The 12,157-nt window shown below is 64.5% G+C and carries 12 protein-coding genes; 7 read left to right on the top strand and 5 right to left on the bottom strand.

Annotated features, from left to right (window positions below; translation table 11 throughout):
• Positions 1-7 precede the first annotated feature (7 nt).
• Entirely contained in the window at positions 8-1,180 is a 1,173-nt protein-coding gene (locus ACMGGN_RS11370; RefSeq protein WP_177010296.1) for an ABC transporter substrate-binding protein, read from the bottom strand.
• 183 nt (positions 1,181-1,363) lie between these two features.
• Here ACMGGN_RS11370 and ACMGGN_RS11365 point away from each other — a divergent pair, with 183 nt between their 5' ends.
• Together ACMGGN_RS11365 and ACMGGN_RS11360 are read left to right on the top strand one after the other, a co-directional pair.
• A complete protein-coding gene (locus ACMGGN_RS11365) occupies positions 1,364-1,762 on the top strand; it encodes a nuclear transport factor 2 family protein (RefSeq protein WP_046785557.1) in 399 nt (132 codons plus the stop codon).
• A gap of 102 nt (positions 1,763-1,864) precedes the next feature.
• A complete protein-coding gene (locus ACMGGN_RS11360; protein WP_119688778.1) occupies positions 1,865-2,794 on the top strand; it encodes a LysR family transcriptional regulator in 930 nt (309 codons plus the stop codon).
• Here ACMGGN_RS11360 and ACMGGN_RS11355 read toward each other — a convergent pair.
• Entirely contained in the window at positions 2,785-3,228 is a 444-nt protein-coding gene (locus ACMGGN_RS11355; protein WP_115275132.1) for a GlcG/HbpS family heme-binding protein, read from the bottom strand. The two genes, ACMGGN_RS11360 and ACMGGN_RS11355, sit on opposite strands and share 10 nt — an antisense overlap.
• Positions 3,229-3,230: 2 nt before the next feature.
• Positions 3,231-4,574 (bottom strand): metal-dependent hydrolase family protein, encoded by a 1,344-nt coding sequence (locus tag ACMGGN_RS11350; protein ID WP_046785554.1) that lies wholly within the window; start codon positions 4,572-4,574, stop codon positions 3,231-3,233.
• A 257-nt stretch (positions 4,575-4,831) separates the two neighbouring features.
• Between ACMGGN_RS11350 and ACMGGN_RS11345 the strand changes: the two genes are divergently transcribed.
• Positions 4,832-5,212 (top strand): nuclear transport factor 2 family protein, encoded by a 381-nt coding sequence (locus ACMGGN_RS11345; RefSeq protein WP_115275131.1) that lies wholly within the window; start codon positions 4,832-4,834, stop codon positions 5,210-5,212.
• A gap of 74 nt (positions 5,213-5,286) precedes the next feature.
• On the opposite strand, the gene ACMGGN_RS11340 is transcribed toward ACMGGN_RS11345, so the two are convergent.
• Positions 5,287-6,444, bottom strand: coding sequence for an alpha/beta hydrolase family protein (locus ACMGGN_RS11340; RefSeq protein WP_414156777.1), 1,158 nt, complete (start codon positions 6,442-6,444; stop codon positions 5,287-5,289).
• A 182-nt stretch (positions 6,445-6,626) separates the two neighbouring features.
• Positions 6,627-7,565, bottom strand: a complete 939-nt coding sequence (locus ACMGGN_RS11335) for a LysR family transcriptional regulator (protein ID WP_046785551.1) — start codon at positions 7,563-7,565, stop codon at positions 6,627-6,629.
• A gap of 279 nt (positions 7,566-7,844) precedes the next feature.
• Here ACMGGN_RS11335 and ACMGGN_RS11330 point away from each other — a divergent pair, with 279 nt between their 5' ends.
• From ACMGGN_RS11330 to ACMGGN_RS11315, 4 genes are all read left to right on the top strand, one after another.
• A complete protein-coding gene (locus ACMGGN_RS11330) occupies positions 7,845-8,786 on the top strand; it encodes a VOC family protein (protein WP_237858203.1) in 942 nt (313 codons plus the stop codon).
• 12 nt (positions 8,787-8,798) lie between these two features.
• The gene (locus tag ACMGGN_RS11325; protein ID WP_371316833.1) at positions 8,799-9,137 is read left to right on the top strand and encodes a Rieske (2Fe-2S) protein; all 339 of its coding nucleotides are present in this window, start codon (positions 8,799-8,801) and stop codon (positions 9,135-9,137) included.
• 140 nt (positions 9,138-9,277) lie between these two features.
• Positions 9,278-10,402 (top strand): FAD-dependent oxidoreductase, encoded by a 1,125-nt coding sequence (locus ACMGGN_RS11320; protein ID WP_046785548.1) that lies wholly within the window; start codon positions 9,278-9,280, stop codon positions 10,400-10,402.
• Between the two features lie 84 nt (positions 10,403-10,486).
• Positions 10,487-12,157, top strand: a complete 1,671-nt coding sequence (locus tag ACMGGN_RS11315) for a DUF1302 domain-containing protein (protein WP_046785547.1) — start codon at positions 10,487-10,489, stop codon at positions 12,155-12,157.

The following is a 12,157-nucleotide window of genomic DNA, read 5'->3' as shown; positions in this document are numbered from 1 at the left end:
CCTCCGCTCAGGGCGTCACGGGCACGATGGTGTCGCCATCGAAGCGGCTGAAGATGTAGTCGTCAGGGCCCAGGGCATCGTGGCGGTCAACGCTGAACGGCTGCTGGTAGTGTTTGATCAGCCCGTCGTAGTCGCTGATGGCATAGAAGCCGTCACGCACCTTCGTGCCTTGGGTGTCCTGGGCCTTGTCGATCGCCAGGCCCACCAGGTGCATGGCGTCGTAGGCGTTGGCGATGCCCACGGCCGGGGTCACGTCGGCCAGGGTCTTGACCTGTGGGTAGCGCTGCTTGAGTGCGGCCAGCAAGGCATCGCCGCGGGCGCTGTTGTGGGCGCTGAAGACAAAGGTCTGGATGAAGTGCACGCGCCCGGCGTCTGGCCCGGCCAGCTCGCCAAAGCGGCCGCCGGCCGGGCCCCAGTGCGACACCACCGGCACGTTCCAGCCCATCTGCTGGAGCGACTTGACCACCTGCGCCGACGGGCCGACGTTGCCGACCAGCAGCAGGGTGTCGACACCTGCGCTTTTCAGGCGGATGAGTTGCGGCACCATGTCCAGGTCGCTGTCTTCAAAGCGCTCGGCCGGCGCCTGGGCCATGTCGCGGCGGGCCAGGGCCGCGTTGAGCCCTGCCAGGTTCGACTCGCCCCAAGGGTTGTTGGCCAGGATCAAACCCGGTCGTTTCATGCCCTGGCGCAGGCCATAGGCGACCAGCGCTTCATCCACCTGTTCATCCACCGCCGACACGCGGAACACGTAGTTGTCCTTCGCGCCGTTCTCGGTGATCTTGGTGCCTGCCGCCCAGATGCCCATGAACGGCGTTTTCAGTTGGTTGGCCAACGGTACGATGGCCAGCGACACCGGGGTGTCGAGGCCGCCGAACAGCACGCTGACCTTCTCCCGCTGGATCAGCTCGCGCGCCGCCAGCATGCCCTTGGCCGGGTTGCTTTCGTCATCGCGGCGCACCAGCTCCACCGGGCGGCCCAGCAGCCCGCCTTTGGCATTGATTTCGTCGATGGCCAGGGTGAGGCCCCGGGTAAGGGCCTCGCCGGACTTGGCCGACTGCCCCGACAACGCGGCCACCAGGCCCACCTTGATCGGCTCGGCAGCCTGTACCCAGCCTGTGCAGCAGGCCAGGGAAAAGGCTGCGCAGGGCAGCCAGCGACGTAGCAAGGAACGGCTGAACATGGTTCGAACTCCTGATTGCTAGCAATTTATAAAAATGTGCTAGCAAAACAGGTGCCATTTGGAAAATACTTCGGGCACCCCGTGTTTTGGGGCTTGCGCCTTGGCTTCAGCGCCCTCGCGTGCACTGCATCAAGGCATCGTTCGGGGCCGACGCCCCGTTCTGGACACCCTCGGAGACTTGCAATGACCGAAAGCAACAGCGCCGTACAGATCGTGCGCGACTTCCTCGCCGCCTCCATGGCCCCCGACCCGGTGCGCGCCGCCACGTTCATGAGCGACGACGTGCGCATCACCTTTACCGGCGGCCGCGCCATGCCCACCCCCACCGACATCACCGCGTTCAACGGCGCGCGTTACACCTGGGTGAAGAAGCAGCTGGGGCAGTTCGACTGGTGCGAGCGCGAGGACCACACCGTGGTGTATTCCAATGGCACGCTGTACGGGCAGTGGCCGGATGGCCGCAGCTTTTCCGGCAACCGTTACCTGGACCGCTTCGAAGTGAAGGCGGGCAAGATCGTGCGCATGGATGTGTGGAACGACAGCGCGGAGTGGATGCTGGTGCCGGAGATTGGCAAGGCTTGAGCGCGGCTACTGCTGCGATGCAGCCCGATGTATCGCGCAGGGCGATACCTGGTAGTGCGAAAACCGCATCGTGAGCGCACCCCTGTCGGGTATAAGTTGCCCATGCGCTATCGACGTCTTGATCTCAACCTGCTGGTCGCCCTGGATGTGCTGCTCGAGGAGTGCAGCGTCAGCCGGGCGGCGCAGCGCCTCAACCTTGGCCAGTCTGCCACCAGCGCTGCGCTGGGGCGCCTGCGCGAACATTTTCAGGACCCCCTGCTGATCCCGCTCGGGCGCGGCCTTGAGCCCAGTGCCTTGGCGCGGCAGCTGGCACCCAGAGTGCGAAAGGCACTAAGCCTGGTCGGGGAGGTGGTGCAGACGTCCCTGGACTTCGACCCCGGCCGCTGTGAGCGGCGCTTTACCCTGGTGGCGTCGGACTATGTGGCGGCCACTGTCATGCCTGCGCTCAGCCGTGTACTGGCGCGCCTGGCGCCCGGCATATCGCTGACGGTTCGCGACCTGCCGCTGTCGCGTGACGGTGACGTGGTTGCCGAGGCACTGGACTATCGCCGCAGCGACCTGGTGGTCGTGCCCCAGCGGCGCATAAACCCGCGCTACCCCCACTCAGTGTTGCTCGAGGATGAGCTGTGCTGCGTTGTTTGCGCGCATGCAGTGGCTTACCAGGCGGGCCTTGACCTGGCTGAGTTCTGTGCAGCCGCGCATGTCGTGCGCGAGTTCACCGATGGCCAGAACCTCTCGCTCGACACCCAGCACCTGCGTGAAATCGGCATCGAGCGGCGTGTGGCCGTGGCGGTGCAGAGTTTCGCGCTGATGGGCGACTTCGTCGCCGGTACGCCGCGCATCGCTACGTTGTTTCGGCGCCAGGCCCAAGGGCTGGCGCGTCATCATCAGCTACGGGTACTGCCATCGCCCATCGCCTTCCCGGTGGCTGTGCAAGTGGTGCAATGGCACCCGCAACAAGCATCCGACCCGGCCCTGAGCTGGCTGCGACAGGTGCTGACCGAGCAGGCGGCCGGGGTAGATCACGCCTGAAGGTCGCCCGTGTCACCGACAAGGCCCAACTCTTCGATGGCCAGCAAGGCGCAACGCTCATCGTTGTCCGAGGTGTCACCGCTGACGCCGATTGCCCCCAGCAGGTGCCCCTCGGTGTCGCGCAGCAGAACACCGCCGGGTACTGGGATCACGTGGCCTTGGGTCAGGCTGTTGATCGCGTCGAAGAATGCTGGCATCACCTGAGCGCGCCTTGCCAGCTCCCGGCCACCGAAGCCCATACCCAGGCAGCCGCTGGCTTTTGCGGTGGCGATCTGTGGGCGCAAGGCGCTGGCCTGCTCATCGCGCAACAGCGCCAGCGGGTGGCCTGCAGCATCGAGCACGGCGGCTGCCAAAGGCCGCACGCCCAAGGCCCGGGCGTGTCGCAGCGTAGACGCGGCAAGCCGCGCGGCGGTTTCGAAATCGAGTGTCTGCATGGTCACTGGCTCCATTTGCCAAGTTCGGCTACACGGTCGCGGGTGTAGAGTTCGGTCCATTTCAGGGAGTTGAAGTCCGAGACCTGCTTAGGGTTGTAGGGCGTGCGTTGCAGGCGCACCGGCTGGCCTGCCTTGTACACCGCCTGCAGGCGGTTGCGGTCTTGCAGGATGCGGATGTCGTCAAGCGGCGAGCCGTCGAGGATCAACAGGTCGGCCTGTTTGCCTGGCTCCAGGGTGCCGAGCGTTTCACCGCGTGGCATCAGGCGTGCGCCGACATTGGTCGCAGCGTGCAGCGCTTGTGCCGGGGTGAAGCCCAGGCGCGTGACCAGCAACTCCAGTTCACGCGCATGCCACTCACCGTAAGGGGTAACGGCAAAACCGCTGTCGCTGCCGCAGGCGAACGGAATACCGGCCGCCTTGGCGCGCTTGAGCACCGGCGTGCCCAGTTCCAGCGTGCGGGCACAGTAGCCGGCGTAGCCTGTGGTCACCGCCGGGTCGTGGGGCTGGCAGAAATCTACGGTGTTCTGTGGGAAGGTCATGGTGGGCGCCAGCACGCTGCCTGCCTCCAGAAGTGCTTCGATGCAGGCGTCGTCCATGTAGAAGGCATGAAAGACCAGATCGACGCCTGCCTTGGCCGCGTACATCACGGCTTCGCGGCCGTAGGCATGCGTCGCTACCCGGCAGCCGAGGCGGTGCGCTTCGTCGACCATTTCGCGGGTTTCATCGGCTGTGAAGGCGGCGATGATTTCACCGTTGGGGCGGCGGTGCGTACCGTCCATGGCGATCTTGATCAGGTCGACGCCATCCTTGGCCTGTTTGCGGATCTGCGCGATGGCTTCGGTACGGCTGGTGACCAGCGCAGCGGTGAAGTATTCCGGTGCGCCGACGCGGCTGGGAAACCAGTCGTTGAGGCTTTGCCGGTTGGTGATCACGCGGCTGCTTGCCGCGATGCGCGGGCCTTCGAAGAGCCCGGCGTTGACCGTGTTGCGCACGGCGATGCTGAGCTGGCCGCTGTCACCCGGGCAGACCATCGAGGTGACCCCGGCAGCCAGCACGTGCTGGGCGAAGAACATGCCGCGCAAGGCGCGGAATTCGTCGCTGGTCCAGATGTCGATGTCTTCCTCGCTCTGGGCGTTGCCGAACGCCAGGTGGGTGTGCACGTCTACCAGCCCCGGCATGACGAAGTCGCCGCGCACTTCGCGGTCACCGGGCAATGGGCGTGGCGCCTGGGCCGTCGCGCCAACATGGCGTATCAGGCCGTTTTCGATGATCAGCGTCTGTTGCTGGCGTGCCTGAAGGCTGGCGCCATCGAACAGGGTGGCGCAGTGAAGGTGCAGGGCGCTCATGGTCGGGTTCTACTCGTCTTGTTGTTTCCGGCAGGCTATGTGCCTGCGGCGGCAGGCACCATCAGATCCTGTCGTTGGCCACCCATCGATGGCATCGATACCTGCCGCAACCCCTGTGGCTGCCGGGTTGCCCGGGCCGGCAGGGGGCAATGGCCAGGTATCGTCAGTGTCGATGGCAGGCATGGATATCCACGATTGTTCCTTGTGCTGGGGGTGAGGTGAGGATGTGCCGCTCAATCAATCCTGAAGGAAGTACCATGAAGGCTATTCGTGATGAGTTGCTGAGCCTTGAAGCCGAACGCCAGCGCGCCTTGGTCCACGAGGACCATGAGCAGCTCGAGGTGCTGTTCGACGATGATCTGCTTTATGTCCACACCACGGGGCTGGTGCAGGACAAAGGACAGTACCTGGATTATGCCCGCAATGCCGTGCGCTACCTGGCCGTGGATCGCGGTGAGCTGACGGTGCGGGTGTTTGCCGACGGGCTGGCGCTGATGAGCGGGGTGCAATGCAACCTGCTGCAAAAACGCGGCGGCGGCGAACCGGTGCGCGCCGAAGGTTTCGCCACGCAGCTTTGGGTCAAACGGGAGAAGGGGTGGCGGATCGCATCATTCCACGGTACGCGGGCACCGGCCTGATGACGGCATGAACCGCTGACAGGCACCGGGGCAGTCGCCATAAAGGCTGCCCCGGCACCTTCACCAGCAAGGGTTCAGGCGGTATGCCCGCCGAGCGTTTGGGCAACCCAGTCGGCGATGAACTGGCCGGCATTGATGCTGTTGTCGAAGCTTGAATGCTGCACGCCGCCTTCGCGCTCAGTGAAGACCTTCAATTCGCGCTTGGGGCTGTTGACCAGCTGCTCGTAGGTGCGATGGGCCCACTTGAGCGGGATCTGCGAGTCCTTTTCGCCGTGGGTCACAAGGAAGGGGACGCGAATGCGGTCGAGCACGCCATCAAGGTGCACGTTTTCGGCAATGGTCATGAATTCGTCCATATCCTTGGCGCCCCAGACCCAGCACACGTGCGCCCAGTAATGCGGCACCGGCAAGTCGCCTTCCTTCTCCAGGCGACGCTTCTGTACATCCCGCCAGTCGTGGTTGGCGCCCCACACCACACCGCAGGCGAAGCGCGGTTCGAAGGCCACCGCACGTGGGCAGTAGTAACCCCCCAGCGATACCCCTTCCATACCGATGCGCTTGGGGTCGACTTCCGGGCGGGTTTCCAGCCAGTCCACTACGCGGCTGGCCCAATGCTCGCTGTCGTAACGCGCGGTCAGGCCTTGCAGGCGCAACGCCTCGCCCGTGCCGGGTTGGTCGATGATCAGCGAGGACACGCCACGTTTGGCCAGCCACGCTGGCAGACCGACGCGGTACTTCATCTCTTTGGTCGAATCCAGCCCGTTGACCTGCACCAGCAGTGGTGCCGGGCCGGTCGTGCCTTCGGCGCGCACGAGCAGCCCGCTCAGATGCTGGCCTTCGTAGGGGATTTCCACCCGCTCGCAGTTTTCCCTGGACAGGTCGATGCCGCGGGCGAAGGTCTCGAGAAAACGCTGGTACAAGGCCTCGCGCCCTGGCGCACCATGCGCCTGCAGGCGTTCGCAGGTCAGGTAGTAAGTGGCGGCGCGGTTGTATTTTTCGCCAGCGGACAGGCATCGGCCTGCGGCCTCGTCTTCTTCAGCCAGGGCGCAGAGCTTGTCGGCCATCTTCGACCAGGTTTCGCGAAACGCCTGGGTGCCGGCTGCGTCGGGTTGCAGGGCCGCCTCCTGCAGCGGCGCGCACATCGCTTCGATCTCGCCCAGGCGGGCGCCCATTTCGATGGCCAGGTCCACCGAGAGATTCCAGACATAGTTGGTGGGGAAGTAACGGAACATTGTTGTTGTCCTTCTGCGGTCGTTGAGTCCGGCGCCTGACAATTGCGACAGGTACGCAAGGCGCTGTCCGAAGGCAAGGTACGCAGACACGGCGAGGTGGGGCCAATCGTGAACAGGGATGCGAGGTATCGCCAAACGCGATGCCCCGGCGACGTTGCGCCGGCCGGGGCGATGGCTGCCGGTCAGGCGCTGGCGAGCAGGGCGTCGGGTTGCTGGTCGACATGCTGAATGAAGTCGCTGATGCGTTCACGCAACCAGCGGTGCATGGGGTCGCCCTCCATGCTGCGGTGCCAGAGCATGAATTCGCGCATCACCGGGATCTTCACCGGTGGCGGCAGGATGCGCAGGGGCAGGTAGCGGGCATACAGCTGCGCCAGGCGTCGGTGCATGGTGGCCACGCGGGGGGTGCCTACCAGCAGCTGCGGCAGGGTGTTGAAGTCGTTGGTAATCACTTCCAGGCGGCGGTTGAAGCCGTACTGGTTCATGAACCAGTCCTCGATGCTCAGGTGCCGGTTACGGCCAAAGCCCACCGAGATATGCCCCATCTGCATGTACTGCTCCAGCGTCAGGCTCTCGCCGACCTGCGGATTGTCGCGCCAGACCACGCACACGTGGTCTTCCTCGAACAACAACTGCGACGGGTGGCCATCGATGAGGTAACGCTCGGGCACGATCATCATGTCGACTTCGCCGCGCATCAAAAGCTCGGCGCTGTTGTCACCGGGGCTGATCATTTCAAAGGTGATGTGCGGCGCCTGAAGGTGGATTTTCTGGATGACCTGGGCAAACAGCACGCTGATCAGGTAGTCCGAGGTCACCAGGCGCAGGTGCCGTTTGCTGCTCGAGGGGTCGAACACCGGCTTGGCGGTAATCGAGGAGCGGATGGTCAGCAGCACCTCGCGCACCGGCTGGGCCAGCTCCAGTGCATAGGGTGTGGGCTGCATCTTGCGGCCGACCTGCACCAGCAGTTCGTCCTCGAAAAACGTTCTCAAGCGGCCCAGCACCCCGCTGGTGGCCGATTGCGTCATGTGCAGGCGTTCAGCGGCACGGGTGATGTTCTGCTCTTCGAGCAGGACATCCAGTGCGACCAGCAGGTTCAGATCCAGGTGGTGAAAGCGCATGGTGATAGCTCACGGTTCTTGTAGTTATTTTCGCGATACCTTCCCGCCGCATTGCCGATACGTCAAGGCCAATCCGCTGTCCACCCGAGCCAACGCCAGGCGCCATGGGCTTGCGCACAGGTATCGCGATTACCGATGCCTCGCATCCTGACTCGCGATTGGTCAGCCTGGCCGATCAGCCAGCAATCTGCCCTCCAGTCGAGCGGCCTGCCCGCCGCGCCGACCTGCTACCGGTGACCCTGGCTGGCACCGAACAACAATTTCAATGGAGTGGTAGCCATGAACATTCTTGGACTCGACGCACTGGTATTCGGCGTCGACGATATCCAGGCCTGCGCCGATTGCCTGCGTGATTACGGCCTCACAGCCGTACAACTGGATGCCGACGGTGGCCGTTTCGAAGCACTCGACGGCACTGCGATCATCATCCGTCACGGCGATGACCCCCACCTGCCGCCGGCGCTGGGCCCGACCCCATCGCTGCGTGAAACCGTTTACGGCGTGGCAGCGACGCAGGACCTTGAGGCCATCGCCGACGAGCTGGGGCGCGACCGCGAGGTGCGCCGTGACGAGCAGGGTGTGCTGCACAGTGTCGACGACCTGGGCTTTGCCATCGCCTTCCAGGTCTCCTGCAGACGCAGCTTCCAGGCGCCGGCCGACCTCACCAACGCTCCCGGTAGCGCGCCGCAGCGCCCCCTCAACCAGTTGGGCATCACGCTGGACATGCCAGCGCAGCCGCGCACCTTGTCTCATGTGGTGTACTTCGTGCCCGATGCGGCCAAAGGCGAAGCCTTCTATCGCGACCGCCTGGGCTTCGTCACCACTGACAGCTTCATCGGCGTCGGCCCGTTCATGCGCACCGCTGGCATGGACGATCACCACTGCCTGTTCATGATCCAGACGCCGCCACACATGCAGGGCTGCGAGCATTTCACCTTCCATATGGGCAGCGGCACGGAAGTGCTGCTGGCCGGCAATCGCTTCCAGCAAAAGGGCTGGACCAGTTTCTGGGGCCCGGGCCGTCACCTGCTGGGCTCGAACTGGTTCTGGTACTTCAACAGCCCGCTGGGCTGCCACATCGAGTACGACGCCGACATGGACAAGCATGACGATGAGTGGGCGGCGCGCCAGGCACCGATGTCGGCCGACAACTCGCAGCTGTTCCTTTTCGCTTCGCGGGAGAAGTGGGCGCCCGGTGGCCCACCGCCAAAGCAGCCCTGAGCTGTGCCTTGCGTGGCGCTGTGCCCGCTCGCGGAACTGAGCGAGGGCAAGGCACGCGGCTTCGACCCGCAGGGCAGGGGGGCAGACAGCCTGTTCGCCCTGCGGCACCGCGGCGTTGTGCGTGTTTACCGCAACCTGTGTCCGCACCTGCTGGTACCGCTGGAGTACCGCAAGGACCGCTTCCTCAGTGCCGATGGCCAGTGGGTGGTCTGCTACGCCCATGGCGCACGCTTTCGGCCTGACGATGGCACCTGCGTTCACGGCCCTTGCCGTGGCGATGCGCTGCAGGCGCTTGATCACCGCGAGGTGGACGGCTGGCTGGTAGTGCCGCTGCAACAGTTGCACCCCTGAGGTATCGCGCCGCGTGATAGGTCGCATCCCAGGACTCGATTGGTCAAAGCCCGGCGCTGCCGGGAAGCTGTGCCCAAGGCACAGGAAATGCCCGCCGCCCACGCTGCGGCGAACAACAAGAACAAGACGTGAGGGATGCCATGAATACTGTGAGCAACGTACTGATCGTGGGCGGCGGGATTGGCGGGCTGTGCGCCGCCATCGCGCTGCGCCGCAAGGGGATGGCGGTCGACCTGGTCGAACTCAAGACCGAGTGGACCGTCTACGGCGTCGGCATCATCCAGCAGAGCAACGTGGTGCGCGAGATGCACCGCCTGGGGGTGCTCGATGCCTACCTGAGCGCGGCCTACGCCTTCGAGGACGTAGCCATCTACACCACTGAAGGCCACCAGCTGGCGCGTATTCCGGGGCAGCGCCTGGCCGGCCCGCAGTACCCGGCCAACGTCGGTATCTCCCGCCGTGCCTTGCACAAGGTGCTGAGCGAAACCGCCATCGAACTCGGTACCCAAGTGCGCCTGGGCACCTCTGTGGAGAGCTTCGAGCAGGATGCCACTGGCGTGGACGTGCTGTTCAGCGATGGCCGCCAGGGGCGCTATGCGTTGGTGGTCGGTGCCGATGGCCTGTACTCGAAGATCCGTGGTTTGCTGTTCGGTGATGCCTACCAGCCGCAATTCACCGGCCAGTCGGTATGGCGTCACAACTTCCCGCGCGCAGCCGGTATCGACCACCTGGCCAATTACCAGGGCCCCTCGGGCAATGCTGGGCTGGTGCCGCTGGCCGACAACCTGATGTACCTGTTCACCACTTCCCACGAACCGGGCAACCCGTGGATGGACCCGGCCGGGCTTGCTGCTGGCCTGCGCCAGCGCCTGGCGGGGTTTGGCGGGTTGATCGGTGAGCTGCGCGAACAGATCCGTGACAGCGCAGAGGTCGTCTACAAGCCACTGGAGGCGGTGTTCGTCGACGAGCCCTGGTACCGCGGCCGCGTGCTGCTGATTGGCGATGCGGCCCATGCCACCACACCGCACCTGGGGCAGGGTGCGGGCATGGCCATCGAAGATGCCGTGGTGCTGGCCGAAGCGCTGACCGCCGGCGGCAGCCTGGACGAGCAGTTGCAGTGCTTCATGGGCCGCCGTTTCGAGCGCTGCAAGTTCATCAGCGACATGTCGCTGCTGGCGGGCGAGAAAGAGGTCCAGCGTGACCCGTCCTTTGACCGCATCGGCCTGGTCAAGCAGATGCTGGAGGTCACGGCCCGGCCGATCTGATACCTGTGCCCGGCGCACCCTGCCTTGCTGGCGCGCCGCGACGCATGCCAACACCGACACAAGAACAAGAAAGAGGAAACCACGATGTTGACTCGTAAAGGTGCAACCGCCCGGCCGTTGCCGCCGCTCAAACCCCTCACCCTGGCGATTTTCGCGCTGGCGGCCAGCCAGGCCCAGGCGCTGCAATTCGATACTGGCAACCCGGACCTGAGGGTACGCTGGGACAATACCCTCAAGTACAGCGCCGCCTGGCGCACCCAGGATGCCAGCAGCAAACTCACCGAGGGGCAGACGGCACTGAACCTGGATGATGGTGACCGCAACTTCGACAAAGGCCTGATTTCCAACCGGCTGGACCTGCTGTCAGAGCTGGATGTGACCTACGGCAACGTCGGCGCCCGGGTCAGTGGCGCGGCCTGGTATGACGATGTCTACAACCAAGGTACCGACAATGGCGACCCCAGCCGCGCCAACAGCTATTCGGTAGATTTCGACGAGTTCACCGATGACACCCGTACCTTGCACGGGCGCAAGGGCGAGCTGCTCGATGCGTTCATCTTTGGCAAGGCCGAGATCGGTGAGCTGCCGGTGTCTGGCCGCCTGGGCCGTTACGCCATGCAGTGGGGCGAGAGCCTGTTCTACGGCATGAACGGCATCGCCGGGGGCATGGCGCCGGTGGATGTGGTCAAGGGCCTGTCGGTGCCCAACACCCAGTTCAAGGAGCTGATCCGCCCGGTGCAGCAGATTTCCGGGCAGTTGCAGCTGACGCCGGATGTTTCCCTGGGCGCCTACTACCAGTTCGAGTGGGAGGCCAACCGCCTGCCGGCAGCCGGTAGCTATTTCTCCAACGACGACTTCTTTGGGGACGGCGCAGAGCGCATGTTCGTTGGCGCGCCGGTGTTCCCTGGTGGCCAGCCACTGGCCTTCTATCATGGCAACGACAAGGAAGCCAAAGACTCGGGGCAGGGCGGTGTGCAGTTGCGTTGGCGCACCGAGACCGTGGACTGGGGGCTCTATGCCATTCGCTTCCACGACAAGTCACCGCAGCTCAACGTACGCCCCGACTTCGCCAACCTCGACCCGGTCAGTGGCAAGGCCGGCGAGTTCTACTGGGTGTACCCCGAGGGCATCGAGGCACTGGGCGCCAGTTTTTCCACCACCCTGGGCAACTTCAACGTCGCGGGCGAGCTTTCCACCCGTTGGAACCAGCCACTGGCCTCGACCAACCAGCATGCACTGGCGACGGGCGAGGTGATCGACAACGACGACAACCCGGTCTACGCCACCGGCCGCACGCTGCATGCCAACGTCTCCTGGCTGGCGAGCCTGGAGCCTAACTTCATTGCCGCCGAGTCTACTTTCCTGGGCGAGATTGCCTGGAACCGGGTGATGAGCGTGAGCAAGAACGCCGACGCCGTCGACCCCAACGCCGACCGTGACGCCACCAGCCTGCGCCTGGTCTTCGAACCGATGTACCGGCAGATCTACCCAGGCCTGGACCTCTCGGTGCCGATCGGGGCGAGCTACACCAACGGTGCCTCCATGGCCTTGGGTACCGGCTTTGGCACCGACCATGGCGGCGACCTGAACATCGGCCTGAAGGGCAACTATCTCAATACCTGGAGCCTTGGCCTGACCTACACGCACTACTACGGCCCCGAAAACACCTTCCTCGATGCCGACAACAACTACACCTTCGAACAGTCGCTCAAAGACCGCGACTTCATCGCCTTCACCGTCAGCCGTACCTTCTGA

The sequence above is a fragment of the Pseudomonas sp. BNK-30 genome (assembly GCF_047456185.1).
GTDB classification, from domain to species: Bacteria; Pseudomonadota; Gammaproteobacteria; order Pseudomonadales; family Pseudomonadaceae; genus Aquipseudomonas; species Aquipseudomonas putida_E.
Note: the sequence above shows the minus strand (reverse complement) of the source record. Positions and strands in the feature narration are given on the sequence as shown.

Bases quoted from the DNA above. Each gene is read 5' to 3' on its own strand.
- ACMGGN_RS11370 (WP_177010296.1), bottom strand. From the start codon at position 1,180: ATGTTCAGCCGTTCCTTGCTACGTCGCTGGCTGCCCTGCGCAGCCTTT.
- ACMGGN_RS11365 (WP_046785557.1), top strand. From the start codon at position 1,364: ATGACCGAAAGCAACAGCGCCGTACAGATCGTGCGCGACTTCCTCGCC.
- ACMGGN_RS11360 (WP_119688778.1), top strand. From the start codon at position 1,865: ATGCGCTATCGACGTCTTGATCTCAACCTGCTGGTCGCCCTGGATGTG.
- ACMGGN_RS11355 (WP_115275132.1), bottom strand. From the start codon at position 3,228: ATGCAGACACTCGATTTCGAAACCGCCGCGCGGCTTGCCGCGTCTACG.
- ACMGGN_RS11350 (WP_046785554.1), bottom strand. From the start codon at position 4,574: ATGAGCGCCCTGCACCTTCACTGCGCCACCCTGTTCGATGGCGCCAGC.
- ACMGGN_RS11345 (WP_115275131.1), top strand. From the start codon at position 4,832: ATGAAGGCTATTCGTGATGAGTTGCTGAGCCTTGAAGCCGAACGCCAG.
- ACMGGN_RS11340 (WP_414156777.1), bottom strand. From the start codon at position 6,444: ATGTTCCGTTACTTCCCCACCAACTATGTCTGGAATCTCTCGGTGGAC.
- ACMGGN_RS11335 (WP_046785551.1), bottom strand. From the start codon at position 7,565: ATGCGCTTTCACCACCTGGATCTGAACCTGCTGGTCGCACTGGATGTC.
- ACMGGN_RS11330 (WP_237858203.1), top strand. From the start codon at position 7,845: ATGAACATTCTTGGACTCGACGCACTGGTATTCGGCGTCGACGATATC.
- ACMGGN_RS11320 (WP_046785548.1), top strand. From the start codon at position 9,278: ATGAATACTGTGAGCAACGTACTGATCGTGGGCGGCGGGATTGGCGGG.
- ACMGGN_RS11315 (WP_046785547.1), top strand. From the start codon at position 10,487: ATGTTGACTCGTAAAGGTGCAACCGCCCGGCCGTTGCCGCCGCTCAAA.